Annotated in this window: 21 protein-coding genes and 1 tRNA gene; 11 read left to right on the top strand and 11 right to left on the bottom strand. The window is 58.7% G+C overall.

Annotation, left to right across the window (positions count from 1 at the left end; all coding sequences use genetic code 11):
- Positions 1-155: 155 nt before the first annotated feature.
- A complete protein-coding gene (gene lsrK, locus KOSB73_RS26790; protein WP_098141275.1) occupies positions 156-1,748 on the bottom strand; it encodes an autoinducer-2 kinase in 1,593 nt (530 codons plus the stop codon).
- 37 nt (positions 1,749-1,785) lie between these two features.
- Positions 1,786-2,757: a transcriptional regulator LsrR gene (gene lsrR / locus KOSB73_RS26785; RefSeq protein ID WP_024358708.1), complete on the bottom strand. Its 972-nt coding sequence runs from the start codon at positions 2,755-2,757 to the stop codon at positions 1,786-1,788.
- Between the two features lie 219 nt (positions 2,758-2,976).
- Here lsrR and lsrA point away from each other — a divergent pair, with 219 nt between their 5' ends.
- The 6 genes from lsrA to lsrG are packed head-to-tail and all read left to right on the top strand — an operon-like array spanning position 2,977 to position 8,683.
- The gene (gene lsrA, locus KOSB73_RS26780; protein ID WP_098141273.1) at positions 2,977-4,464 is read left to right on the top strand and encodes an autoinducer 2 ABC transporter ATP-binding protein LsrA; all 1,488 of its coding nucleotides are present in this window, start codon (positions 2,977-2,979) and stop codon (positions 4,462-4,464) included.
- Positions 4,461-5,495: an autoinducer 2 ABC transporter permease LsrC gene (gene lsrC / locus KOSB73_RS26775; RefSeq protein ID WP_098141271.1), complete on the top strand. Its 1,035-nt coding sequence runs from the start codon at positions 4,461-4,463 to the stop codon at positions 5,493-5,495. Before lsrA ends, lsrC begins: the two co-directional genes overlap by 4 nt.
- Positions 5,496-6,488 carry an autoinducer 2 ABC transporter permease LsrD gene (gene lsrD / locus KOSB73_RS26770; RefSeq protein ID WP_014226923.1) on the top strand — a complete coding sequence of 331 codons (993 nt, stop codon included), beginning with the start codon at positions 5,496-5,498 and terminating at the stop codon, positions 6,486-6,488.
- Position 6,489: 1 nt separating this feature from the next.
- Positions 6,490-7,491, top strand: a complete 1,002-nt coding sequence (gene lsrB / locus KOSB73_RS26765) for an autoinducer 2 ABC transporter substrate-binding protein LsrB (RefSeq protein WP_098141269.1) — start codon at positions 6,490-6,492, stop codon at positions 7,489-7,491.
- A gap of 11 nt (positions 7,492-7,502) precedes the next feature.
- A complete protein-coding gene (gene lsrF, locus KOSB73_RS26760; protein WP_098141267.1) occupies positions 7,503-8,390 on the top strand; it encodes a 3-hydroxy-5-phosphonooxypentane-2,4-dione thiolase in 888 nt (295 codons plus the stop codon).
- Entirely contained in the window at positions 8,387-8,683 is a 297-nt protein-coding gene (lsrG, locus tag KOSB73_RS26755; protein ID WP_004135945.1) for a (4S)-4-hydroxy-5-phosphonooxypentane-2,3-dione isomerase, read from the top strand. Before lsrF ends, lsrG begins: the two co-directional genes overlap by 4 nt.
- A 74-nt stretch (positions 8,684-8,757) precedes the next feature.
- Here the strand turns inward: lsrG and ygjG are convergent, their stop codons facing one another.
- Together ygjG and KOSB73_RS26740 are read right to left on the bottom strand one after the other, a co-directional pair.
- Positions 8,758-10,137, bottom strand: a complete 1,380-nt coding sequence (gene ygjG, locus KOSB73_RS26750; protein ID WP_049089047.1) for a putrescine aminotransferase — start codon at positions 10,135-10,137, stop codon at positions 8,758-8,760.
- 240 nt (positions 10,138-10,377) lie between these two features.
- Positions 10,378-10,932 (bottom strand): PadR family transcriptional regulator, encoded by a 555-nt coding sequence (locus KOSB73_RS26740; RefSeq protein ID WP_049100228.1) that lies wholly within the window; start codon positions 10,930-10,932, stop codon positions 10,378-10,380.
- Positions 10,933-11,167: 235 nt separating this feature from the next.
- Between KOSB73_RS26740 and KOSB73_RS26735 the strand changes: the two genes are divergently transcribed.
- Complete coding sequence (locus tag KOSB73_RS26735; protein ID WP_004135955.1) at positions 11,168-11,941, top strand: siderophore-interacting protein; 774 nt, start codon at positions 11,168-11,170, stop codon at positions 11,939-11,941.
- Positions 11,942-12,101: 160 nt separating this feature from the next.
- On the opposite strand, the gene KOSB73_RS26730 is transcribed toward KOSB73_RS26735, so the two are convergent.
- From KOSB73_RS26730 to dhaK, 4 genes are all read right to left on the bottom strand, one after another.
- Positions 12,102-13,751, bottom strand: a complete 1,650-nt coding sequence (locus KOSB73_RS26730) for a glycerone kinase (RefSeq protein ID WP_098141265.1) — start codon at positions 13,749-13,751, stop codon at positions 12,102-12,104.
- 66 nt (positions 13,752-13,817) lie between these two features.
- On the bottom strand, positions 13,818-15,233 hold the full coding sequence (gene dhaM / locus KOSB73_RS26725; protein WP_098141263.1) for a dihydroxyacetone kinase phosphoryl donor subunit DhaM: 1,416 nt from the start codon (positions 15,231-15,233) through the stop codon (positions 13,818-13,820).
- A 10-nt stretch (positions 15,234-15,243) separates the two neighbouring features.
- Positions 15,244-15,876: a dihydroxyacetone kinase subunit DhaL gene (gene dhaL, locus KOSB73_RS26720; RefSeq protein ID WP_024358699.1), complete on the bottom strand. Its 633-nt coding sequence runs from the start codon at positions 15,874-15,876 to the stop codon at positions 15,244-15,246.
- Positions 15,877-15,886: 10 nt separating this feature from the next.
- Entirely contained in the window at positions 15,887-16,957 is a 1,071-nt protein-coding gene (dhaK, locus tag KOSB73_RS26715; RefSeq protein ID WP_049089049.1) for a dihydroxyacetone kinase subunit DhaK, read from the bottom strand.
- 596 nt (positions 16,958-17,553) lie between these two features.
- On the opposite strand from dhaK, the gene KOSB73_RS26705 reads away from it, so the two are divergent.
- From KOSB73_RS26705 to KOSB73_RS26695, 3 genes are all read left to right on the top strand, one after another.
- Entirely contained in the window at positions 17,554-18,651 is a 1,098-nt protein-coding gene (locus tag KOSB73_RS26705; RefSeq protein WP_024358697.1) for a glycerol dehydrogenase, read from the top strand.
- A gap of 105 nt (positions 18,652-18,756) precedes the next feature.
- Entirely contained in the window at positions 18,757-20,670 is a 1,914-nt protein-coding gene (dhaR, locus tag KOSB73_RS26700; RefSeq protein WP_024358696.1) for a dihydroxyacetone kinase operon transcriptional regulator DhaR, read from the top strand.
- Between the two features lie 137 nt (positions 20,671-20,807).
- Entirely contained in the window at positions 20,808-21,131 is a 324-nt protein-coding gene (locus KOSB73_RS26695) for a DUF1889 family protein (RefSeq protein ID WP_071830695.1), read from the top strand.
- Positions 21,132-21,216: 85 nt separating this feature from the next.
- Here the strand turns inward: KOSB73_RS26695 and KOSB73_RS26690 are convergent.
- Positions 21,217-21,292 (bottom strand) — tRNA-Ile (locus KOSB73_RS26690).
- Between the two features lie 124 nt (positions 21,293-21,416).
- Between KOSB73_RS26690 and mug the strand changes: the two genes are divergently transcribed.
- Positions 21,417-21,923 carry a G/U mismatch-specific DNA glycosylase gene (gene mug, locus KOSB73_RS26685; protein ID WP_098141261.1) on the top strand — a complete coding sequence of 169 codons (507 nt, stop codon included), beginning with the start codon at positions 21,417-21,419 and terminating at the stop codon, positions 21,921-21,923.
- Positions 21,924-21,963: 40 nt separating this feature from the next.
- Here mug and KOSB73_RS26680 read toward each other — a convergent pair whose 3' ends face one another.
- Both KOSB73_RS26680 and rpoD read right to left on the bottom strand, forming a co-directional pair.
- Positions 21,964-22,626 carry a TetR/AcrR family transcriptional regulator gene (locus KOSB73_RS26680; protein WP_024358694.1) on the bottom strand — a complete coding sequence of 221 codons (663 nt, stop codon included), beginning with the start codon at positions 22,624-22,626 and terminating at the stop codon, positions 21,964-21,966.
- A 242-nt stretch (positions 22,627-22,868) separates the two neighbouring features.
- Positions 22,869-24,713: an RNA polymerase sigma factor RpoD gene (gene rpoD, locus KOSB73_RS26675; protein ID WP_004125383.1), complete on the bottom strand. Its 1,845-nt coding sequence runs from the start codon at positions 24,711-24,713 to the stop codon at positions 22,869-22,871.
- Positions 24,714-24,840: the final 127 nt, after the last annotated feature.

Below are 24,840 nucleotides of genomic sequence, written 5' to 3'. Positions count from 1 at the left end.
CAAAAAGGGAAAAGGGGAGTGCGGCGATTGTGATGGGATTCAAAGAACGGCGAAAGGTTCCCCTTCCTCCTCTCCCACAGGAAGAGGAGGAAGGGCGGAATGGCGCCGGTGGCCAGATAAGTCCGGACTGTTCTCCTCTTCTTTTGGGGAGAGGGTTAGGGCGAGGGGACAACAGGAGCACGGCGCGCCAGCCCCGGCGCCTGCCACATTGAGGTCGTTAATCCGCTATCCACCAGACCGAGCTGCTCGGCGTACACCGACTGCCATTTGGCCATCATCTCCTGATACAGCTCGCGGTGCGCCGGATTGGGCGTAAATTCCCGATGCCAGTTCACCAGCTTCTCGCCGGTCGCCGCCATATCGCTGTACAACCCGGCGCCAGCCCCGGCAGCGATCGCGCAGCCCAGCGCCGTCGCCTCGCGCACCTCCGGCACCCGTACCGGCAGGCCGGTGACGTCGCTGAGGATCTGGCTCCACAGCGCCCCTTTCGAGCCGCCGCCGGCGAAAACCAGGCCGTCAAACTGCACGCCGGAAAACTGCGAAATCTGCGCCAGATTACAGGCGGAGACAATCGCCGCGTTCTCTTCCAGCGCCCGGAATAGCGTGGCCTTATTGCATTTTTCCGGGTCGATGGAGAGGTTAATAAACGACGGCGCGGCGTGGTACCACTGCTTAAAGTGCATGGCGTCAGAGAAGATCGGCATCACCCCGTGGGAACCCGCCGGCACGCGGCTGGCCATCTCTTCCAGCAGGCTGTAGGCGTCGACGCCGAGGCGTTCGGCAATCAGCTTCTCCTCCGCGCAGAAGGCATCGCGGAACCAGCGCATGGTCAGGCCGGTGAAGAAGCTGATGGACTCCGCCTGCGCCATACCGGGAATGACGTGCGGGTTAACGCGAATATTCATCTCCGGATCGGTGCGCACTTCCGGCAGGTTGACCACCTGCTGCCAGAAGGTGCCGCCGAGCACCGCCGTCTGCCCGGCGCGCACCACGCCGAGTCCCAGGCAGCCGAGCTGGACGTCGCCGCCGCCCATCACCACCGGCGTTCCCGCCCGCAAACCGCTCTGCGCCGCCGCCGCGTCGGTGACTGCGCCGAGTACGGTGCCGGTCTCTTTTACCGGCGAGAGAATATCGGCCCGCAGTCCGGCCATATCCAGCAGCGCCGGACGCCAGTCGCGGCTGAACAGGTCGAGCATGCCGGTGGTCCCGGCGTTAGAGGGGTCGACCGCCAGCTCGCCGGAAAGCTTCGCCGCCAGCCAGTCGCTGATCATGGTGATGGTCGCCGCGCTGCGGTAAATATCCGGGCGATGATGGGCCAGCCACAGCAGGCGCGGCATGGCGCTTAGCGCCAGGGTCTGCCCCGACACGCCGTACACTTCCGATTCAAAACGGTCGTCGTGGATCTCTTTGAGCTCTGCCACCTCGCGGCTGGCGCGGGCGTCAACGTTGGCGCAGGCCCAGATGGCCTCGCCGTTGCGGTCGTAAAGCACGATGCCTTCGCGCATGGAGCAGCAGGCGACGGACTGAATATCCGCCGCAGAGAGATGGGCGGCGGCCAGCGCCTGACGGATACACTGGCAGGCCAGCTGCCAGTTGGTGGTGAGATCGAATTCCATCGAGCCGGGGACATTGTCCACGCTCAGGTGTTTCCATTCGGCCTGGCCGACCGCAATCTGGCGGCCGTTGAGATCGAAAATCACCGCCCGGATGCTGCCGGTCCCGGCATCTAACGCTAACAGGTAACTCATGACATGCGCCTCGCTCGTGTTGCGCGGCGCAAGGCCGTTATGAGGCCAGCGTAAGCACCGCGCGTGCTGTTGTCTCTTCCGTTACCAGGCCATTAATCCGCTTGCCGATCAGGGCCGCGTAAATCGCCTGCGCTTTTTCTTCTCCCCCGGCGACGCCAACGATGGTTGGCAGCTGCGCCAGTTCATCAAGGGTGACGCCGAGCAGTTCCCGATGGATCTCCAGCCCTTCGACCGGTTTGCCGTCGGCCTGCAGGAAATAACCTAAAATGTCGCCTACCGCGCCTTTGCGGGCGTACATCAGTTGTTCACCCTCGCTGATATAGCCGGAGCGCAGGATGGTGGCGTCGCGGCGCTGATCGATGGCGCCGATGCCCACCACCGCCGCATCCGCCGCCGTGGCGGCGAGGATCACGTCGCGTACGCTCGCTTCCCGGCGCAGTATCTCCGCCACATCTGCCGATGAGACCCTGAGCGGCGCGGGGATCATGCTGACGCTACAGGCGGCATCCAGCTGGCCAATGCCGGTCATATACGGGCCCACGCCGCCGGAAAGCGTCACCAGCCGAACCTGCTGGGAGCCGATAAACCCGCTCAGGTGCTGCAGGCAGCTCATGGTCGCCTCGCCAAAGCCCACCGCCAGCAGCTGTCCCGGCTCCAGCACGCCCATTAACGATTGCGCCGCGCCAATCCCCAGGCGGGTGTTCATCGGGGGCGTATTCAGCGCCGGCAGCACGCGGGCGATTTTCAGGCCGAAGCGCTGCTGAAGTTCGGTTTCCAGCGCCAGGCAGCCTTCATAGCGCGAGTTAATCTGGACGCGGATCACCCCCGACTGGCGGCCCTTCTCCAGCAGGCGGGAGATCTTTAACCGCGGCAGTCCTAAACGCTCGCCGATGTCGTTCTGCGTCAGGCCGTCGTGGTAGTAACACCACGCCACCCGCGCCACCAGCTCCTCCTCGGCTAACGCCAGCCCGGCGTAGCGGCTCTCTTCCGTAATGCGTTTTTCGCTCATAAAGTGAACTCTTATAAAAATTTAGATCATATGTTCGTTGTTGCGCGGTCGGAAAATGTGAGCCGACTGGCAAAACCGATCTTTCGTTGTTCGCTGGTTTTATTCAAACGATCGAAAGCATAAAACTGTGATCGCTGCACGGTTGTAAATATAGTTCACCGTCTACGCTTTTGAACATTATTAATTTAAAAAATCTTTTGTTCAAAACGAGGCGCGATGATGAAGCCACTGCTTGAAGCTCGCCAAATCTGCAAACAGTTCTCCGGCGTCACCGTGCTGAAGCAGATTGATTTCACGCTGCTTTCCGGCCAGGTACACGCGCTGATGGGCGGCAACGGCGCCGGGAAATCGACGCTGATGAAGATTATCGCCGGCGTGGAAACGCCCGACAGCGGTGAGCTTGTCTTCGGCGAACGCGCGTTTGCGCGCCTCACTCCCGCCCAGGCCCATCAGCAGGGCGTGTATCTGGTGCCGCAGGAACCGATGTTATTCCCCAATCTGACGGTGCGGGAAAATATTCTTTTTCGTCTGCCGAAGCGGGCGGATAACGAGACCCGCCTGCGGGAAAAGCTTCAACAGCTTAACTGCCAGCTCAACCTTGAGGTGGCGGCCAGCACTCTGGAAGTGGCCGATCAGCAAATGGTGGAGATCCTGCGCGGGCTGATGCGCGACGCGCAGATCCTGATCCTCGATGAGCCCACCGCCTCATTAACGCCGGGGGAAACCGAACGCCTGTTCCGTCAGATCCGCTCTTTACAGGCCCTCGGCGTCGGGATCGTGTTTATCTCGCACAAACTGCCGGAGATCCGCCAGGTCGCCAGCCACGTTTCGGTGATGCGCGACGGCGCGGTGGTGCTGAGCGGGGAAACCGCGCAGTACGGCGACAATCAGCTGATCGGCGCGATGACGCCCGTCAGTCGCGATCGAGCCCTGAGCGACACGCAAAAGCTGTGGCTGGCGCTGCCGGGCAATCGCCGCACCCAGGCGCAGGATTTCCCGGTGCTGCGGGTAGAAGATTTGACCGGGGAAGGTTTTATCGATCTCAACCTCGAGATCCGCGCCGGGGAGATCGTCGGCCTCGCCGGGCTGGTGGGATCCGGGCGTACCGAATTCGCCGAAACGCTCTACGGTCTGCGCCCGGTCCGCGCCGGGCGGGTGTGGCTGGAGAACCGCGATATCAGCCGCGATAGCACGCGCGCCAGGCTGGCCAGCGGGCTGGTCTATTTGCCGGAGGACAGGCAGGTTTCCGGATTGTTTCTCGATGCGCCGGTGCGCTGGAACACGGTGATGTTTAACCAGCCGTCGCTGTGGCAGCAGAACCGGCGCGAAGCGGCGGTGGTGGAGCGCTATCACCGGGCGCTGGGGATCAAAATGGCCGATGGCGATCGCCCGGTGCGTACGCTCTCCGGCGGCAATCAGCAGAAGGTGCTGTTGGCGCGTTGCCTGGAGGCTAACCCGCTGCTGCTGATCGTTGATGAGCCCACGCGCGGCGTGGACGTTTCCGCCCGCGCCGATATCTATCAGCTGCTGAAAAGCGTCGCCGCGCAGAACGTGGCGGTGCTGATGATCTCCAGCGATCTCGATGAGTTCGTCGGCCTGGCCGACCGGGTACTGGTGATGCATCAGGGCAGGCAGAGCGGCGAGCTGGCGCAGCAGGCGGTCAGCGTTGACCGGATGATGACCCTGGCCTTCGGAGGGCAGGCATGAAAACGTTACTGAAAAATCGCGAACTGAGCGCCTTTCTCGCCATCGTGGTGCTGTTTGCCGGGCTGGTGGCGCTCAACCCGGCCTATTTCAGCTTACAAACCCTGGGCATGATTTTCGCCAGCTCGCAAATCCTTTGCCTGCTGGCGCTGGGGGCGACCCTGGTGATGCTGACCCGCAATATCGACGTTTCGGTGGGTTCCACCGTCGGCCTGAGCGCTATCGCGGTGGGCGTGGCGCTCAATAGCGGCTATGGCCTGATGACCGCCATCGCCTTCGCGCTGGCGATCGGCGCGCTGGCCGGCGCCTTTAACGGCCTGCTGGTGGTGGGGCTACGTATCCCGGCGATTGTCGCCACCCTCGGCACTCTCGGGCTTTATCGCGGAGTGATGCTGCTGTGGACCGGCGGTAAGTGGATTGAAGGCTTGCCGAACAGCCTGAAAGCGCTGTCGGAACCGGCGTTCATCGGCATTTCGCCGCTGGGCTGGCTGGTGCTGGCGCTGCTGCTGGCGGGCGGCGGGATACTGTCGCGCACCGCCTTTGGCCGCGATTTTTACGCCGTCGGCGATAACCTCGCCGCTGCCCGCAAGCTTGGGGTGGCGGTGAACCGCACGCGGATGCTGGCATTCACCCTTAACGGCATGCTGGCCGCCTGCGCCGGCATTGTGTTCGCCGCGCAGATCGGCTTTGTGCCCAATCAGACCGGCAGCGGCCTGGAGATGAAGGCCATCGCCGCCTGCGTGCTCGGCGGGATCTCGCTGCTGGGCGGTACCGGCACGCTGCTCGGCGCTTTTCTCGGTGCTTTCTTTCTCACCCAAATCGACACCGTGCTGGTGCTGTTCCGCCTCCCGGCGTGGTGGAACGACTTTATCGCCGGCCTGGTGCTGCTCGGCGTGCTGGTGCTCGACGGGCGGCTGCGCCAGGCGCTGGCCCGCCATCAGCGGGCGCTGAAGTACAGCCGCTTTCAGCCCGGCAACAAAGGGGGCAAGCGCGTGGCCCCGTTTCCCGAACGCAAAAACAAAGAGGTGGCGTAAATGAAGCTCAACTGGGAAAGCGCGCTGCTGGCGTTGCTGGTGCTGGAGATCCTGCTGTTTGGCGCCCTCAATCCGCGCATGCTGGATCTCAATATGCTGCTGTTCAGCACCAGCGACTTTATCTGCATTGGCATCGTGGCGCTGCCGCTGACGCTGGTGATCATCAGCGGCGGGATTGATATTTCGCTCGGTTCGACCATCGGCCTGTGCGCTATCGCGCTGGGGGTGATGATGCAGGCGGGCTGGCCGATGAGCCTCGCGATCCCCCTGACGCTGCTGCTCGGCCTGCTGTGCGGGCTGCTGAACGCGGCGCTGATTCACTACACCGGCATTAGCCCGCTGGTGATAACCCTCGGCACCCTGTACCTCTACGGCGGCGGCGCGCTGCTGCTTTCGGGCATGGCCGGGGCCACCGGCTACGAAGGCATCGGCGGATTCCCGGACAGCTTTACCGCCTTCGCCAACCTGACCCTGTTCGGCCTGCCGATCCCGCTGGTGCTGTTCGCCGTTATCACCTTTTTCTTCTGGCTGCTGGCCCACCGCGGGCGCTTTGGCCGCCACCTTTTTCTGCTCGGGCAGAACCCGCGCGCCGCGCGCTACGCCGCGCTTTCCGTTAACGGGATGCCCTACGCGCTGTATGGCCTGGTGGGCGTGGCGTCGGCGGTGGCGGCGCTGGTGATGGTCTCCTATTTCGGCTCGGCGCGCTCGGACTTAGGCCGCGACCTGCTGATGCCGGCGCTGACCGCCGCGGTGCTCGGCGGGGCCAATATCTACGGCGGTTCCGGCTCGATCGTCGGTACGGCGCTGGCCGCGCTGCTGGTGGGCTATTTACAACAAGGTTTGCAAATGGTCGGCATCCCCAACCAGGTGTCGAGCGCGCTGTCAGGGGCGCTGTTGGTTGTGGTGGTGATGGGGCGTTCGCTGAGCCTGCACCGTGAATGGGTGCGGATGAGCTGGCGGCGTCTTTTCTCGCGTAAAACAATCGGAGCATAAAATGAAAACAAAATTGATCGTGCTGGCGTTGGCGCTGGGTATGGCATCGGCCCAGGCGGCGGACCGCATCGTCTTTATTCCAAAACTGGTCGGTGTCGGTTTCTTTACCAGCGGCGGCAACGGCGCGAAAGAGGCGGGCAAAGCGCTCGGCGTGGACGTCACCTACGACGGCCCGACTGAACCGAGCGTCTCCGGCCAGGTACAGCTGATCAACAACTTTGTCAACCAGGGCTACAACGCGATTATCGTCTCCGCCGTATCGCCGGACGGCCTGTGCCCGGCGCTGAAGCGGGCGATGCAGCGCGGGGTCAAGGTCCTGACCTGGGACTCCGATACCAAACCGGAGTGCCGGAGCATCTATATCAACCAGGGGACGCCGCAGCAGCTCGGCGGCCTGCTGGTGGAGATGGCGGAAAAACAGGTGACGAAACCCACCGCCAAAGTGGCGTTTTTCTACTCCAGCCCGACGGTGACCGACCAGAACCAGTGGGTAAAAGAGGCGAAGGCCAAAATTGAAAAAGAACATCCGCAGTGGGAAGTGGTGACCACCCAGTTTGGCTATAACGACGCCACTAAATCGCTGCAAACCGCCGAGGGGATCTTAAAAGCGTACCCGGATCTCGACGCTATTATCGCTCCTGACGCCAACGCGCTCCCGGCGGCCGCCCAGGCGGCGGAAAACCTCAAGCGCCAGGGCGTGGCGATCGTTGGTTTTAGCACGCCGAACGTGATGCGCCCCTACGTGGATCGCGGCACGGTAAAAGCCTTCGGCCTGTGGGACGTGGTGCAGCAGGGCAAGATCGCGGTTAACGTCGCCGATCGTCTGCTGAAAAAGGGCGATCTTAACGTTGGCGACAGCGTCGATGTGAAAGATCTCGGCGCCCTGAAAGTCGAGCCGAACAGCGTGCAGGGCTACCAGTATGAAGCGAAAGGCAACGGCATCGTGCTGCTGCCGGAGCGGGTGGTGTTCACCAAAGAGAATATCAATAACTACGATTTCTGATGGAGGATGAGATGGCTGATTTAGACGATATCAAAGAGGGAAAAAACTTCGGCTTAGACCGTCCGCAGCAGAACACCCTCTATACGCTGAAGGGCTGCGGGTCGCTGGAGTGGGGGATGCAGTCGCGGCTGGCGCGTATCTTCAATCCGCAGAGCAACCGTACGGTGATGCTGGCGTTCGACCACGGCTATTTTCAGGGGCCGACCACCGGGCTGGAGCGGATCGATCTCTCTATCGCGCCGCTGTTCGAAGAGACCGACGTGCTGATGTGTACCCGCGGCGTGCTGCGCAGTCAGGTGCCGGCGGCGACCAACAAACCGGTGGTGCTGCGTGCTTCCGGCGGCAACTCGATCCTCAGCGAACTTTCCAACGAGTGCGTGGCGGTGGCGATGGAGGACGCGTTGCGCCTGAACGTCTGCGCGGTGGCGGCGCAGGTCTATATCGGCAGCGAGCACGAGCATCAGTCGATCAACAACATCATCAAGCTGGTGGACGCCGGCAACCGCTACGGTATGCCGGTGCTGGCGGTAACCGGCGTGGGCAAAGAGATGACCCGCGACGCCCGCTACTTCTCGCTGGCCAGCCGCATTGTCGCCGAAATGGGGGCGCAGTTCGTGAAAACCTATTTTGTTGAGGAAGGCTTTGAGAAAGTCACCGCCAGCTGCCCGGTGCCGATCGTCATCGCCGGGGGCAAAAAGCTGCCGGAGCAGGAGGCGCTGGAGATGTGCTGGCGGGCGATCGACCAGGGCGCATCCGGCGTGGATATGGGGCGGAATATCTTCCAGTCCAGCGCGCCGCGCGCGATGCTGAAGGCGGTGAAAAAAGTGGTGCATGAGAACCTGAGCGCCCGCGAGGCGTATCAGTTCTGGCAGGAGGAAAAACAGGGAGAGCTGCAATGAACGTAACGCTGGTGGAAATCAATATCAAACCGGAACGGGTCGACGAGTTTCTTGAGGTGTTCCGTGCCAACCACGAAGGGGCGCTGCAGGAGCCGGGCAATCTGCGCTTTGACGTGCTGCAGGACCCGGAGGTGAAGACGCGCTTTTTTATCTATGAAGCCTATATCGACGATGAGGCGGTGCTGGCGCACAAGAAAACCCCGCACTATCTGGCCTGCGTAGAGAAGCTGGAGGCGCTGATGTCGAAGCCGCGGCAGAAGCGCAGCTTTATCGGCCTGCTGCCGGAGGTGTAAGACTGTCCCCTCACGCTAACCTTTGCTATGGGATAGCGTGAGGGGACATATATTGCGGACATAGGGGCAAGCCACTACGCCTCTTCTACCGAAACCCGTAGCGCCGCCAGGGCCAGGCGAGCCGCTTTTAGCACCTGTTCACACTGCTCCAGCGTCAGCGTCAGCGGCGGCTCAACGCGGATCGTCCTGGCGTTGTTCAGCGTTCCGGCCACCAGTACCCGCTGGCGGAACATCTCGCTGGCAAAGTCATAGCCGATTTCGTTATCGACAAACTCAATCGCCATCAGCATGCCTTTGCCGCGAACTTCATTCACCAGATCCGGATATTCGCGGGCCAACTGACGGAAGCCATCCAGCAGCATGTCGCCTTTCTGCTCCGCCTGCGCGGGCAGGTTTTGCGTCAGCAGCACGTTGATGGTCGCCAGCGCCGCCGCGCAGGCCAGCGGATTGCCGCCGAACGTGGTGGTATGCAGGAACGGGTTGTCGAACAGCACCGAGAACACCTCTTCGGTGGCGATCGTGGCGCCAATCGGCATCACCCCGCCGCCCAGCGCTTTGGCAAGGCACAGAATATCCGGCTGGACGTTTTCATGCTCGCAGGCAAACATCTTGCCGGTGCGCCCCATGCCGGTTTGTACTTCATCGAGGATCAGCAGCGCGCCAAACTCGTCGCACAGCTTGCGCACCGCGGGCAGATAGCCCGGCGGCGGCAGAATCACCCCGCCTTCGCCCTGAATGGGCTCAAGGATCACCGCCGCGACGTCATCGCCGGTCTTTTTGCACTCGCTCAGCAACGTGCGCATGGCGTTAATATCGCCGAACGGTACGTGCCGGAATCCCGGCAGCAGCGGCATAAAAGGCTTACGGAAAGTGGATTTCGCGGTGGCGGAAAGCGCGCCCAACGACTTACCGTGAAACGCGCCGCTGGTGGCGACGAAGGTAAATTTGCCGCGCGGAGACTGGTAAGCTTTCGCCAGCTTTAACGCCGCTTCGACCGATTCGGTGCCGCTATTGCTAAAGAAGCTGTATTTCAGTTTGCCGGGCGTTAAGGCCGCGAGGGTTTTTGCCAGCATGGCCCGCAGCGGGTCCAGCAGTTCCTGACTATGAAGAGGTTGTTTAGCGAGTTGATTTTCGACGGCGGAAACGACAACTGGATTACGGTGCCCTACATTAAAAATCCCAAACCCACCCAGGCAGTCGATAAACTCCTGTCCCTGAGTGTCGACAAGCGTATTTAACCCTCCCGCTTGCCACTCTACGGCTCCGTAATCCCCGCCAGCAGTGACCGATTTTCGATACGCTAAAAATCCTGGGTTCACATGCTCTTTAAAGTATTCTCTGACCTCCTGGTTAAGTGATTTCATCTCCTCATGATCGAGCGTTCGCTTCTCAATGAGATTCAATGCGTGTGCGCTGCAGGCCAGAGCCGATGCGCTGGAAGGTAACCTGTTCAAAATATGCTCCTGGGCGGGGCGTATCACATGATACTGAATTAAGTATTGCAGGGATTACGCCACTTCGGCGCGGGCCAGGAAAATCGGGATAAACGCAACGTGAAATTGCGATTGAGCAAAATTTAATCTTACGGCGCTATTATTGGCATGTTTTACTCCTGAAGGCGTAAAACCCCATGAATAAGGGCTTCCGCCGCGCGCGTCGCGGCGGTGCAGGCTGCCCAGCGATGGGGCAGAGGGTTAGTCGAGCTGGGAAATCTCCATTGCCGCGCGGTCAATCACGCCGACGATCTGCTTTAGCTGAGCTTCAGTAATGGCCTGCTGGTTAACTTTTAAATCCAGTACCGCCTTAAAATTCTCCAGCGCGCGCTTCATCTGCGGATTTTTACGCAGTTCACAACCCACCATACGCGCCTGCAGTTTGGCCTGAATCTGCTCCAGCTGTTGCTGGTTTTCCGCGTGCAGCTGGCTGCCGTCGGCGGTAATGGCGATTTTTTTACGACCGTTTTCGTCAGCCACGCTGATTAAGCCCTGATCCTGGAGCAAGTCGAGCGTCGGGTAGATGACGCCGGGGCTCGGGCTGTAGTTGCCCTGGGTCATGGTTTCGATCTCTTTGATAAGCTCGTAGCCGTGGCTGGCGTTACGGGTGAGGATATCCAGAATCACCAGGCGCAGCTCGCCGTGGCCAAAGAAGCGCTGCCGACGTCCGCCGCCCCTGCGGCCATGCTCGCCATGTTCGCCATGCTCATCGTGGCGTCCGCGTGGCCCACGCCCTTCTTCGTGATGATGTCTCATGTTTTGCTCCTCTATTTTTGATATATCTAATTTATATCTAAAAAATAAAAAGTAGCAATGAAGGATTTTTTTATTTTTTAACTTAATGATTTTAAATGATTTATTTTTTATTTTTGACTTTTGTGTCGTTTTGATTTGGCTATATCAAAAAAGACTTGCATTCTTTTTTAATGGCAATCATTATCATTTGCAAGATTTTTAGATATATCTATTCAGTTCACGAAGGCGATGAAAAATGACAAAGGCAAATAACCCCAAATACCCGCAGCGCGTGCGTAACGAGCTGCGTTTTCGCGAGTTGACCGTGCAGCGCGTCGAGCGTATCGGTCACGCTTTCCAGCGTATTGTGCTGGGCGGAGAGGCGCTGGACGGTTTTGTTTCTCAGGGTTTTGACGACCACACCAAGCTCTTTTTCCCCGAAGCGGGCGCCGCATTCACGCCGCCGGTGGTGACGGATGAAGGCATTAACTGGGGCGAAGGCGTGCGTCCGGCGACTCGCGACTATACGCCGCTGTACGACGCCGGGCGTCATGAGCTGGCGTACGACTTTTTTATTCACGACGGCGGCATTGCCAGCCGCTGGGCGCTGACGGCGCAAGCGGGCGATAAGCTGGTGATCGGCGGCCCGCGCGGTTCGCTGGTGGTGCCGGAAGATTACGCCTGGCAGCTGTACGTGACCGATGAGTCCGGAATGCCCGCGCTGCGCCGCCGTTTGCTCGGGTTGCAGCAGCTTCCGACGCCGCCGCAGGTGACGGCGATTGTGACTATTGGCGATGCGTCTTATCAAGATTACCTGGCCGATCTTGATGGCTTTAATATCGAGTGGGTGGTAGGGCATAACCCAGCCGCCGTGGCCGAACGTCTGGCGCAGGTGGTGATTCCGGCGGACGATTATTTTATCTGGCTGACCGGTGAAGGCGCGGCGGTGAAGTCGCTGCTGGCGCGCTTTGAAGGCGAAGAGATTGACCCGCAGCTGGTGCGTTCGCAGGCCTACTGGCACAGCAAGTAAGCGCGGAGAAAACCCGGGTTGCGGCTGACGCCTTACCCGGGCTACGAAAGAGAACTGCGCGGTGATTTTCCCGCAGGCGATGCTGCGCATCTGTCCGGGCTACCGCTCCACAGACGGCGGTGCGCCCGTAGCCCTGCTAAGCGCAGCGCGAGCAGGGGAATTATTTCTGCGCCAGCGCCTTAAACACCATCGCCACCGCATGGGCGCCGGGGTCCATATTGCCGCGCAGGCTATCGCTGTTGAGATACGACGCGCGCCCGGCGTTGGCTTTGCTGGCGTGAAGCGTACGATCCGCGCCCGCCTGTGCCGCCGCGAAAGCGGCCTGCAGATTTTCCGGCTCGGCCGCCAGCGCCGCCAGTGCCGGCTGCAGGGCATCAATCATGGTCCGATCGCCTTCATCGGCGCCGCCGTAAAACTTCATCTGCGCCAGCCCGGCGTTTAGCGCTTCGGCGACGCTTGCCCCCTGTTCCAGCTTCTGCCCGGCGGCGGTAAAGAAAATTGACATCAGCACGCCGCTGGAGCCGCCCATCACCACCGTCAGACGCTCGCCAATCAGCGCCAATAGCGTAGCGAGGTTAGCCAACGGCAGCTGGCGACGCTGTAGCAAGTCGGCGATGTCGCGCGCGCCGGCGGCGAAGGTGGAGCCGGTATCGCCGTCGCCGACTTTGGCATCCAGCGCGTTGAGATCTGCTTCAAGATCGGACAGCGTGCCGGTCACCCGCTCGACGTAGTCCGCAACCACGCTATTCTCCGAGGGCTCAAACTCTACCCGGGTGCTGCGCAGCGACGACGGCATCACGCTGATTTCGCGCGGCTGCACCGGCGTCTGCCAGCCGGCGGTTTCTACTGCGGAAAGCAGCGCCTTCTCAATACTCTCTTCCAGCACGATGGCGGTGAGGGAGAAACCTTTCATATCCAGCGCGGTCACTAGCGAAGCCGGGCCAATCAGCCAGTCGATACGCTGATGCAGCGGCGTATGCGCCAGCTCGCGGGTCAAAATCGCCATTTCGGCAATCGATACGCCGCCGAGATTATTGATCATCACCGCCAGACGACCGGTTTCCGGCAGGGCGGCGCTGAGCTTCTCCGCCATCAGCGTAACGATTTCCGCGCTGTTCTGGGTCGCGATGACCGATGCGCCCGGTTCGCCGTGGATCCCCATGCCCAGCTCGGCCTGGTCCGCGTGATGGCGCGGGGCCGTTTCCGCATCCTGCGGCAGATGACAGCTGGCAAGGGCCAGCCCGAGGCTGAAGGTATGTCCGGCGGCATACTGCGCTTCGCGCAGCACGGTCGCCAGATTGTGTCCGCGTTCGGCGAAGTAGCCTGCCACTTTATGCACCAGAATCGTCCCGGCGATGCCGCGCGGATGTTTGTTGTCCGGCAGCGAAATATCATCGCCAACGATCAGCATTTCAACGTTATAGCCCATGCGGCGCGCCTTCTCCGCCGCGAGGCCGAAGTTCAGGCGATCGCCGGTATAGTTCTTGACGATCAGCAGACAGCCCGCGTCGCCGGTTACCGCCTGGATGGCGGTCAGCACCGCATCGACGCTCGGCGAGGCAAACAGGTCGCCGCAGACGGCGGCGGTCAGCATGCCTTTACCGACAAAGCCCGCGTGGGCCGGCTCGTGACCGGAACCGCCGCCGGAGATCACCGCCACGTTGTTTTTGTCGAGATCGCGACGCACCACCACGCGAATGGCGGGATCGCTCTCCAGCCGCGCCAGGTTATTCCACGGGCTGGCGATAATGGTTCCTTCAATCACGTCGTTGACGAGGTTGGCGCGTTGATTAAAAAAGAATTGAGACATAACGGATCCTGAAAGTTAAGCGAGTTCCCGGAGGGGACAGCCTCCGGGGTGGAAAGATGGGGCAGGTTAGCCGCGAATCACGCGTTTGCCGGGAATATCAAGGGTGACGGTCTCGCCGTTTTGCAGCGTCGTCAGCACATCGCGCTGCTGGCAAAGCATCGCAATGCCCGCCTGGCGGGCGATAATCGCGCCGTGAGCGTGCTCGCTGCTCTCCTGCAGACAGATTCCCTTCACCTGACGGGCGTCGAGCTGCACGACGGTAGAAGGAAAGATATCGTCGGCTACGAGGATCGAAGGCGCGCTAAACTGCGGCAGCGCTTCGCTGCTCTCGTTAAGGTGACGCAGCGTGCGGTGCAAAATATCTTCAATATCAATATAGCGTGCCTGAAGGTAGGCATCGTCGAGATGGCGATATTGTTGGCTTAAATCGCTCAGCACCTGATGCCACGCCCACTCCGCGCTGCACTGCTCGTCGCGCACGATATCGCACGCTGCCGTATATAAATCAGGATCATCAAGCAGAGTATGATGCCCGGAGAAGATCGCCGCGATGTCGGCGGAATACTTCTCCTCCGCCAGGGCCGTCAGCGCGCTAAGATCGTCCAGCGTCCGATCAATAGCCCGTTTCAGGCGCAGCTGCTGCTGACCGATGGCGGCGCTCTTTTCCCGCGTAACGCTGTTCTGAGGCCGAGGGTAGAGCACGACCTGGCCCTGAATGCGGGCGGCATGGGTGGGCTGCAAAGCGGGGGTCGCCTCCGTTTGCTCGCCAAAGTTCTCCGTCGCCAGCGCCTGGAACGCCGCCAGCGCGGCGTCGGCGTCCGGGCCGCGGGCCAGCAGCCTTAAGGTATCGTTCCGGCGCACCTGAAGCAGGGCGATTTGGTTGAGGCTATCCGGCGTGACGCACTTTCCCTCTTTCTCCAGCACCAGGTCGGCGTTGAATCCCGCCAGAGCGGCGACCAGCTTTGACGCCGGGCGAACGTGCAGGCCGTTAGGATTTTGAATCACTACGGAAACCGAGCGCGCGTCGCGGTCATCGGCCAGCGCGGCGGTAAGCGAAGGGGGTTGCGATGGTAACCCGAGCTGTACGCGCTTTGCCTCCAGCGCATTCATGGCGTCTTCAATCACCTTGTCGATGTCGGCCCCGGCGGCGGCGCTCACCGTCGCCGCCAGCGTCCCTTCAACCAGCGGCGCCGCGCACAGCCGGACCTTCGCCGCAATCGCCGGATCGAGCAGATCCAGCGCGGTTTCGGCGCTCAGCAAGGCGCTGCCAATATCCATCATTACAAGCACATGATCGGCGTCGGCGACGGATTCAATGGCCTCCATCACCTTAATCGGATCGGTGCCGATCGGGCTGGCGGGATCGTCAATGCCGGCGGCGATCGCCAGCTTACAGCCATCGTTCATTAACATCTGCCGGGCCAGTTCTCCGACACCTTCGCCCAGACGGGCGCTATGAGAAACAATAACCAGGTTTACCATCGCATTTTCCTTACTCTTTAGCTGCTGCGGCCAGCATCTGAACCATAAACATCACCGAGGTTGCGCCAGGATCCTGATGCCCGATGCTGCGTTCGCCCAGATAGCTAGCCCGCCCTTTACGGGCCTGCATGGCGATGGTGGCGTTGACGGCGGCTTGCGCCTGTTCGCAGGCAGCATCAAGGGCGCTTGGTATCGACAGGTGCTGTTCGCTGGACTGGCGCAGCGATTCCACCACCGGCAGCCAGACGTCGCACATGGTTTTATCCCCGGGCTCGGCTTTGCCGCGATTCACCACCCCTTCCGCGCCTTCGCGGAAGGTCTGATAAAGCTCTTCCAGCGTCAGGCTCTGATGGGCCTGGGTCACCTGGGCGGCGCGAATAAAGAAGGTGCCGAACAGCGGGCCGCTGGCCCCGCCGACGTTGGAGAGCAGCGTCATACCGGTATTTTTAAGAATGAAACCAATGTCTTTATCGGCAATTGACGGCAGTTTTTCCACTACCTTGCTGAAACCACGATGCATATTCAAGCCGTGGTCGGCATCGCCGATTTCCCGGTCCAGACCGGTCAAAAAATCGCTCTCTTTCGTGAAGATATCGCCGCAGCGATAGAGCCAGTCTACGATTTGCGTTCTGCTTAATGACATGTCGTGCTCCTTATTTTCCCCAGTTCAGCGCCGGGGTGTGAACCGGGGCGTCCCATAATGCCAGCGTCTCGTCATCGGCTTTTAACAGGGTGATGGAAAAACCCACCATATCCAGAGAGGTACAGTAGCTGCCGATAAGATTGCGCTCGATAACGATGCCGGTTTCCTCGCAGCGCTGCGTCAGACGGTTATAGACGCCGTAGAGTTCGGACAGCGGCGTGGCGCCGAGGTTGTTGACCAGCGCGATAACCCGATCGCCTTTTTGCAGCGCCTGCTTGGTCTGCGCTACCTCCTGCCACGCGCCTTTCACGTTGTCCCAGTGGCGCAGCGTGCGGCTATAGGCGCCGTTTTCCAGCAGGGTATCGAACATTTCGTCAACGGTGCGATCGAGGGAGGTGAAGCGGCGGCGGTCGATGCCCGGTTCGCCGTGAATGCCGACGCCGAACTCCATCTCATCGTCCTGCAGTTCGAATGAGGGCTGCCCGGCGGCCGGCACGGTGCAGGCGCCGAGCGCGATGCCGATAGAGTGGCCGAGGTTGTTGAGCTTGCGCCCCAGTTCGGCGCAGGATTCCAGCGAGTCGCCGCGTTCGGCAGCCGCGCCTACCAGTTTTTCAATCAGCACGGTATTGGCCACTCCGCGCCGTCCGGCGGTGTAGAGGCTATCTTTCACCGCCACGTCGTCATCGACCACCACGGTGGTGACCTTAACGCCGCTTTCGTGCAGCAGCTCGGTGGCGGTTTCGAAGTTAAGAATATCGCCGGTGTAGTTTTTGATAATCAGCAGCACGCCTTCGCCGCCGTCGATGTTCATGGCGCACTCAAACATTTTATCCGGCGTCGGGGAGGTGAAAATTTCCCCCGGACATGCCCCGGAAAGCATGCCCTGGCCAATATATCCGCAGTGCATCGGCTCGTGACCGCTGCCGCCGCCGGAGAGCAGCGCCACTTTTCCGGCCACCGGCGCATCGGCGCGGGTCACGTAGACCGGGTCCTGGTGCAGCCTCAGTTCAGGATGCGCTTTTGCCAGACCCGCCAGTTGTTCACTCAGGACATCTTCGACACGGTTAATCAGTTTTTTCATTGTTTATTCTCCGTCGGAGTTTCGATGCGGCCTCTCTGCTGATGGAGGCGGTCATCGTGTAGGGGTACCGCCTGACGAGGTGCGATATCGGGCGATGTAATGATTCTGGCTGAGTTAGCGGGAAAAAAAATTGTGATAAAAGGAGTTTCATTACGAAACGTAATTATTCATTTTTGTTCCGAAATGAAACGCTTTTGCGCGAGGAAATGAAAAAATGCGAGCTAAAGCGACTATTTCATCTCGCTTCACCTGGCTGCAAGGTCTGCGTAAAGAAATAAATTTGCCCGTTCTTGCCGCCCATGACGCTGAAAAAGGCCGACGATCGTCCGGTTAGTGGCCTTCTTTTGCGTCGAAGGGGCGGATCGAGATCGCAATCCCACCGTTTCATGTGAATTCATGTTCCAATATGGAACAATAAAATTTATGTGCTGTTTCATATTGGGACAAAAACCGGAAAGATTTTTTTGCCCGCGGCTCGCCCTACAGTGATGGCATCGCTCAGGTAGCGCTTTCGTTCCCGCCTTGAATACATGGCCGGACGAGGAAATACCGGGGCCCATCATGTCAAAACATGCACTTATTTGAGGGTGAACGGAATGCTAAAAGTTATTCAATCTCCAGCCAAATATCTCCAGGGACCAGATGCATCCACGCTGTTTGGGCAATACGCCAAAAACCTGGCGGACAGCTTTTTCGTGATTGCCGATGACTTCGTAATGAAGCTGGCGGGAGAGAAAGTGCTGGAAGGTTTGCACAGCCACAACATTAGCTGCCATGCGGAGCGTTTCAACGGCGAGTGCAGCCACGTTGAGATCAATCGCCTGATCGCCATTCTGAAGCAGCACGGCTGCCGCGGCGTGGTGGGTATCGGCGGCGGTAAGACGCTCGATACGGCGAAAGCCATCGGCTACTACCAGAAGCTGCCGGTGGTGGTGATCCCGACGATCGCCTCCACCGATGCGCCAACCAGCGCGCTGTCGGTTATCTACACCGAAGCCGGTGAGTTTGAAGAGTATCTGATCTACCCGAAAAACCCGGATATGGTGGTGATGGATACGGCGATTATCGCCAAAGCGCCGGTGCGCCTGCTGGTGGCCGGGATGGGGGATGCGCTGTCAACCTGGTTTGAAGCCAAGGCCTGCTACGACGCCAGAGCCACCAGCATGGCGGGCGGCCAGTCGACGGCGGCGGCGCTGAGCCTGGCGCGCCTGTGCTATGATACGCTGCTGGCGGAAGGTGAAAAAGCCCGCCTCGCCGCCCAGGCCGGGGTGGTGACCGATGCGCTGGAACGCATCGTTGAAGCGAATACCTACCTCAGCGGTATCGGCTTTGAAAGTAGCGGTCTGGCCGCCGCGCACGCCATTCACAACGGTTTCACCATCCTCGAAGAGTGTCACCATCTGTACCATGGCGAGAAAGTGGCCTTTGGTACCCTGGCGCAGCTGGTGCTGCAAAATAGCCCGATGGAAGAGATCGAAACGGTGCTGAACTTCTGCCATACCGTCGGCCTGCCGGTCACGCTGGCGCAAATGGGCGTTAAAGAGGGCATCGATGAGAAAATTCAGGCAGTCGCTAAAGCGACCTGCGCGGAAGGTGAAACCATTCATAATATGCCCTTCCCGGTCAGCGCGCAGAGCGTGCATGCGGCGATTCTGACCGCTGACCTGCTCGGACAGCAGTGGCTGGCGCGCTAATTTATCGTGGTCCAGCCCCGTCTCATTTAAACGATGGGGCGTTTTCTCCCCCCTCTTGCGGTAGCCGCCGGAGGGGTTGTCGTTTATGAAACAGCGGAAATGGATATGACTGCGCAGACTCAGAGCTTTCCTTTGGTGATAACCCAGTCATGGCATCGCTGCAGCAAGTTTATGCAGCGGGAAACCTGGCAGACGCCGCATCAGGCGCAGGGGCTGACCTTTGAATCGATTTGCCGGCGCAAGACCGCGCTGTTGACGATTGGTCAGGCGGCGCTGGAAGATGCCTGGGAGTTTATGGATAACCGCCCCTGCGCGCTGTTTATCCTTGATGAGTCCGCCTGTATTCTCAGCCGCTGCGGCGATCCGCAGACCCTCGACCAGCTGGCGGCGCTGGGATTTCGTGACGGCAGCTACTGCGCGGAAAGCATTATCGGCAGCTGCGCGCTCTCGCTGGCCTCAATGCTCGGGCAGCCGGTCAAAACGACGGGCGAGCAGCATTTTAAACATGCGCTGCACGGATGGTCGTTTAGCTCCACGCCGGTGTTTGATAACCACGGGCGCCTGTTCGGTTCCATTTCCCTGTGCTGCCTGACCGAAGAGCAGGCTTCGCCGGATCTCTCCCTGACCCTGGCTATCGCGCGGGAAGTCGGTAACTCGCTGCTGACCGACAGCCTGTTGTCAGAGTCGAATCGCCATCTTAATCAGATGTACGGTCTGCTGGAGAGTATGGATGACGGGGTGATGGCGTGGAATGAGCAGGGAGTTTTGCAGTTTCTTAACGTGCAGGCCGCGAGGCTGCTGCATCTTGATGCCCAGGCCAGCCAGGGGAAAAACATCAATGAACTGGTGACGCTCCCGGCCCTGCTGCGCCGGGCCATTAAGCACGCGCGCGGGCTGAACCATGTCGAAGTGACCTTTGAGAGCCAGCATCAGTTTGTCGACGCCGTGATTACGCTCAAGCCGATCGTCGAAGAGCAGGGCAACAGCTTTATTCTGCTGCTGCATCCGGTCGAGCAGATGCGCCAGCTGATGACCAGCCAGCTTGGCAAAGTGAGCCATACCTTTGAGCAGATGTCGGCGGACGACCCGGAAACCCGGCGGCTGATTCACTTTGGCCGCCAGGCGGCGCGCGGCGCTTTCCCGGTGCTGCTGTGCGGTGAAGAAGGGGTGGGTAAAGAGCTGCTCAGCCAGGCGATTCACAATGAGAGCGAGCGGGGCGGCGGGCCGTATATCGCGGTCAACTGCCAGCTGTATGCCGACAGCGTCCTGGGCCAGGATTTTATGGGCAGCGCGCCGACGGACGATGAAAACGGTCGCCTTAGCCGTCTTGAGCTGGCCAACGGCGGGACGCTGTTTCTGGAAAAAATTGAATATCTGGCGCCGGAGCTGCAGTCCGCGCTGCTGCAGGTGATCAAGCAGGGGGTATTAACCCGTCTGGACGCCCGTCGCTTGATCCCGGTGGACGTCAAAGTGATCGCCACCACTACCGTCGATCTTGCCAATCTGGTGGAGCAAAACCGCTTTAGCCGCCAGCTTTACTACGCGCTGCACTCTTTTGAAATCGTTATTCCCCCGCTGCGGGCGCGGCGCAACAGTATCCCCTCGCTGGTGCACAATCGCCTTAAGAGCCTGGAAAAACGCTTTTCCTCGCGGCTGAAGATGGATGACGATGCGCTGGCGCAGCTGGTGGCCTACTCCTGGCCGGGCAATGATTTTGAGCTGAATAGCGTTATCGAGAATATCGCCATTAGCAGCGATAACGGCCATATCCGTCTGAGTAATTTGCCGGAATATCTGTTTGCCGAGCGGCCGGGCGCCGACGCGGGGTCATCGCTGCTGCCCGCCAGCCTGACCTTTAGCGCCATTGAGAAAGAGGCGATTATCCACGCCGCCCGGGTGACCAGCGGTCGGGTACAGGAGATGGCGCAGCTGCTGAATATTGGCCGTACCACGCTGTGGCGAAAAATGAAGCACTACGATATCGATGCCGGTCAGTTTAAGCGCGGACGTATGGAGTAGTTTCCTGGTGACTGGTGCGGAATAGTCGAGTAGAAAAGCAGCACGCAAGCGTTTAGCTGCGGTCTGAATCAAAGAAAGGCAACGATCTCTTTGATATCCCGGCAAAGATGGGTCCATAGTGTAAGCATGTTCATTACGTGGTTAATTTTAAGGATAAGAGCATGCCAACAGCAATCGATAAAGCCCTGGATTTTATTGGTGGTATGAACACCTCGTTGTCGGTGCCGAATACTATGGATGAAAGTACCGCGAAGGGAATTTTGAAGTATTTGCATGAATTAGGCGTACCGGCGAACCCTGCCGACGTCACGGCCCGGGGTGAAAAGGAGGGATGGGATGCCGGGTTCACGGAAAAAGTCGCCGGATGGGCGGACAAAATTGCCTCCGGTAAGCGGATCGTCATTAAAAACCCGGAATTCTTCACCGTCTATATGCGCGAACAGCTGCAGGCGCTGGTGTAACCTGACCTCATTTTAAGCGGCGGCGCCGGATGGGGCTGCATAATGCAAAAAGGGCTGACGATTTCTCGTCAGCCCTTGCTGTATCTGGTGGCCCCTGCTGGACTTGAACCAGCGACCAAGCGATTATGAGTCGCCTGCTCTAACCACTGAGCTAAGGGGCCGTGGCGAAGGATTATAAAGTAACTGTTCCCCGCAATCCAGCCTAAAACGCACGCCTGCTGTTTTTATAAACAACGCATTTTCAATCCTTTATAATGACCTTTTAGGTATTGAGCTGGGGAAAATATGATTAACGATATTCTGGCGCCGAACCTGAGGGTCGTCTTTTGCGGTATCAATCCGGGGAAGTCTTCCGCCCATACCGGTTTTCATTTCGCCCATCCGGGAAATCGCTTCTGGAAGGTGATTCACCAGGCCGGGTTTACCGACCGTCTGCTGAAGCCCGAGGAGGAACTTCAGCTGCTGGATACTCGCTGCGGGATCACCATGCTCGTCGAGCGCCCAACGGTGCAGGCCAGCGAGGTCGAGCTGCTGGAGCTCCGTGACGGTGGCCGGGAGCTGGTCAGAAAAATGGAAGAGTATCAGCCGTATGCGCTGGCGACCCTCGGTAAACAGGCCTTCGAGAAAGCGTTTCAGGTACGCGGCGTAAAATGGGGCAAACAGCAGGTGACCATAGGCGCGACGGAAGTATGGGTGTTGCCAAATCCCAGCGGGCTCAACCGGGCGACGCTGGATAAGCTGGTGGAGGCCTACCGGGAGCTTGACGAGGCGCTGGCAACGCGAGGGCTTTAAGGCACTGCGGACGACTCTGCGCTGGCTAAAGCCTGAGGCTTTAGCCAGCTTTTGCGTTATCGCTAATATTCCCTTTTTCTATCATTAATAGTACTGAGTTAAAAGCGAAGTCGAGAAAGGATTTACGGTCTTTTTCAAGGTGACGTAAAAGATAGGATTCTCTATGTGAGGATTTTTCTACGAGTCCGGTCAGGCAGAGCCAGAACAGCATCGTGACGTCCGCGGCGGGAGCATTCAGCGCGATCTCTTTTTTTTCGGCGGCGTCGGTAATTTGCGCGGCGATAATATGGTTTATCTGTTCACCAATCATAGAGATACTTTTCAACGCTTTATTGTTTTTAGTGATTTTTTCAGAACTCGCGATTTTGCCTGTAATAGCGGGAAAATAGGCAATGCTCGCTTCGTGGAGAGCGATCAGCGCATGGCATAGCTCGCGATAAAAGTCGCGAAATGAATTTTGCCGATTGGCTATTTTTAGCACCTCCTGATGGAAATGCTCCATTCCCTGAAGGATAAGATGATCCAGAATATCTTTTTTATTTTCAAAATAGGTATAAAGCGTTGTTTTGCTAAAACCCGTTTCATGGGCGATCACATCCATGGTGGTATTTTCTATTCCGCGACTGAGAAATAAGGTATTAGATGTGGTTAAAATAACCGTTCTATTAAAATCAGCCAGCTGAATTTTACGCTTGCTATTCATTCCATTTCCCTATGATTTATCTTCCGTTTTAGGCCCTATGGGCTATCCATAAACCCATAGTACAAACGTAAAACGGTGAGTCCAGTTGTTTATCTGCCTATAAAGAAGTAATTAAGAATATGGCCTGAATATATTTTTAAGGGTTTTATATTTTGGTTTTAATATTTCTTAAATAAATGATTACCGTTCAGGCATAAAAAAAGCCAGTCATTTGACTGGCTTTTTGCGGTACGCGGCGATAATTAATCGTCGAGGAAGCTACGCAGCACTTCAGAGCGGCTCGGATGACGCAGTTTACGCAGCGCCTTCGCTTCGATCTGACGGATACGTTCGCGGGTAACGTCGAACTGTTTACCCACTTCTTCCAGCGTGTGATCGGTATTCATGTCGATACCGAAGCGCATACGCAGGACTTTCGCTTCTCGGGCGGTCAGGCCAGCCAGAACGTCATGGGTGGCGGCGCGCAGGCTCTCGGTGGTGGCAGAGTCCAGCGGCAGCTCGAGGGTGTTATCCTCGATGAAATCTCCCAGATGCGAATCTTCATCGTCGCCAATCGGCGTTTCCATGGAGATCGGCTCTTTGGCGATTTTCAGCACCTTACGAATTTTATCTTCCGGCATCAGCATACGCTCGGCCAGCTCTTCCGGCGTCGGCTCGCGGCCCATCTCCTGCAGCATCTGGCGGGAAATACGGTTGAGCTTGTTGATCGTCTCAATCATATGCACCGGAATACGGATGGTGCGCGCCTGGTCGGCGATAGAGCGGGTGATCGCCTGACGGATCCACCAGGTTGCGTAGGTGGAAAACTTATAGCCGCGGCGGTATTCAAACTTATCAACCGCTTTCATCAGACCGATGTTGCCTTCCTGGATCAGGTCTAGGAACTGCAGACCGCGGTTGGTGTATTTCTTGGCGATCGAGATAACCAGACGCAGGTTCGCTTCAACCATCTCTTTCTTCGCACGGCGGGCTTTCGCTTCACCGATGGACATGCGACGGTTGATATCTTTTACCTGCTCAATGGTCAGGCCGGTCTCTTGCTCAATCTGCTGCAGCTTCATCAGGCCGCGCTGGACGTCTTCTTTTACGTCAAGCAGCTTCTCTGACCACGGCTTGTTCATGGCGATGGCCGCGTTGAACCAGGTTTCGCTGGTTTCGTTGCCAGTGAACAGAGTGATGAAGTTTTTCTTCGGCATTTTGCACTGTTCAACGCACAGCTTCATGATAATACGTTCTTGAGTACGAACGCGATCCATCATGACACGCATGCTGTTAACCAGGTAATCAAACTGCTTCGGCACCAGACGGAACTGTTTGAACACTTCAGACAGCTTGAGGATCTCTTCCTGCGCTGCGGCGTGGCTACGACCTTTCGCTTTGATGGTGTCGCGGGTCAGTTCGTACTGCGTACGCAGTTCGGCGAATTTCTCGCGCGCCAGCTCAGGGTCGATGCTGTTGTCGTCATCGCTGCTGTCGTCGTCTTCTTCTTCATCTTCGTCTTCGTCGTCATCCATCTCTTCCTGAGAGAGTTCAGAACCGACGTGAGTGGCGGTTGGCGCCAGATCTTCTTCAGCGTTCGGGTCGACAAAGCCGGTGATCAGATCGGACAGGCGCGCTTCTTCCGCTTCAACGCGATCGTACTGCTCCAGCAGATAGGTGATCGCTTCCGGGTATTCCGCAACCGAGCACTGGACCTGGTTAATCCCGTCTTCGATGCGTTTAGCGATGTCAATTTCGCCTTCGCGCGTCAGCAGTTCGACGGTACCCATTTCGCGCATGTACATACGCACCGGGTCGGTTGTGCGTCCGATTTCAGACTCAACGCTGGAGAGAACCTGCGCGGCAGCTTCTTCCGCATCTTCGTCGGTATTGTTGTTCGTTTCAGCAAGCAAGAGATCATCGGCATCCGGTGCTTCTTCCATCACCTGAATGCCCATGTCGTTGATCATTTGGATGATGTCTTCGATCTGGTCGGAGTCGACGATATCTTCCGGCAGATGGTCATTGACCTCGGCATAGGTCAGATAGCCTTGCTCCTTACCACGTTGGACAAGAAGCTTCAGCTGTGACTGCGGGTTTTGCTCCATAAGACGGTATCCACACTTAATTCGTTTGATTGGTGTAAGCAGGCGAACTGCCAACATTTAAAGCGAGGGCGTACTTATATTATTGCCGCTGCGCCTCGAGCGGCTGTCGGGGTCTTCCCGAACGATA

The organism is Klebsiella grimontii (genome assembly GCF_900200035.1).
Taxonomy (GTDB): Bacteria; Pseudomonadota; Gammaproteobacteria; order Enterobacterales; family Enterobacteriaceae; genus Klebsiella; species Klebsiella grimontii.
The sequence above is the reverse complement of the archived record's forward strand: the minus strand, read 5'-3'. Positions and strand labels throughout refer to the sequence as shown.

Excerpts from the sequence above, each read along its gene's own strand:
- lsrK (WP_098141275.1), bottom strand. The coding sequence starts at position 1,748 with ATGAGTTACCTGTTAGCGTTAGATGCCGGGACCGGCAGCATCCGGGCG.
- lsrR (WP_024358708.1), bottom strand. The coding sequence starts at position 2,757 with ATGAGCGAAAAACGCATTACGGAAGAGAGCCGCTACGCCGGGCTGGCG.
- lsrA (WP_098141273.1), top strand. The coding sequence starts at position 2,977 with ATGAAGCCACTGCTTGAAGCTCGCCAAATCTGCAAACAGTTCTCCGGC.
- lsrC (WP_098141271.1), top strand. The coding sequence starts at position 4,461 with ATGAAAACGTTACTGAAAAATCGCGAACTGAGCGCCTTTCTCGCCATC.
- lsrD (WP_014226923.1), top strand. The coding sequence starts at position 5,496 with ATGAAGCTCAACTGGGAAAGCGCGCTGCTGGCGTTGCTGGTGCTGGAG.
- lsrB (WP_098141269.1), top strand. The coding sequence starts at position 6,490 with ATGAAAACAAAATTGATCGTGCTGGCGTTGGCGCTGGGTATGGCATCG.
- lsrF (WP_098141267.1), top strand. The coding sequence starts at position 7,503 with ATGGCTGATTTAGACGATATCAAAGAGGGAAAAAACTTCGGCTTAGAC.
- lsrG (WP_004135945.1), top strand. The coding sequence starts at position 8,387 with ATGAACGTAACGCTGGTGGAAATCAATATCAAACCGGAACGGGTCGAC.
- KOSB73_RS26740 (WP_049100228.1), bottom strand. The coding sequence starts at position 10,932 with ATGAGACATCATCACGAAGAAGGGCGTGGGCCACGCGGACGCCACGAT.
- KOSB73_RS26735 (WP_004135955.1), top strand. The coding sequence starts at position 11,168 with ATGACAAAGGCAAATAACCCCAAATACCCGCAGCGCGTGCGTAACGAG.
- KOSB73_RS26730 (WP_098141265.1), bottom strand. The coding sequence starts at position 13,751 with ATGTCTCAATTCTTTTTTAATCAACGCGCCAACCTCGTCAACGACGTG.
- dhaM (WP_098141263.1), bottom strand. The coding sequence starts at position 15,233 with ATGGTAAACCTGGTTATTGTTTCTCATAGCGCCCGTCTGGGCGAAGGT.
- dhaL (WP_024358699.1), bottom strand. The coding sequence starts at position 15,876 with ATGTCATTAAGCAGAACGCAAATCGTAGACTGGCTCTATCGCTGCGGC.
- dhaK (WP_049089049.1), bottom strand. The coding sequence starts at position 16,957 with ATGAAAAAACTGATTAACCGTGTCGAAGATGTCCTGAGTGAACAACTG.
- KOSB73_RS26705 (WP_024358697.1), top strand. The coding sequence starts at position 17,554 with ATGCTAAAAGTTATTCAATCTCCAGCCAAATATCTCCAGGGACCAGAT.
- dhaR (WP_024358696.1), top strand. The coding sequence starts at position 18,757 with ATGACTGCGCAGACTCAGAGCTTTCCTTTGGTGATAACCCAGTCATGG.
- mug (WP_098141261.1), top strand. The coding sequence starts at position 21,417 with ATGATTAACGATATTCTGGCGCCGAACCTGAGGGTCGTCTTTTGCGGT.
- KOSB73_RS26680 (WP_024358694.1), bottom strand. The coding sequence starts at position 22,626 with ATGAATAGCAAGCGTAAAATTCAGCTGGCTGATTTTAATAGAACGGTT.
- rpoD (WP_004125383.1), bottom strand. The coding sequence starts at position 24,713 with ATGGAGCAAAACCCGCAGTCACAGCTGAAGCTTCTTGTCCAACGTGGT.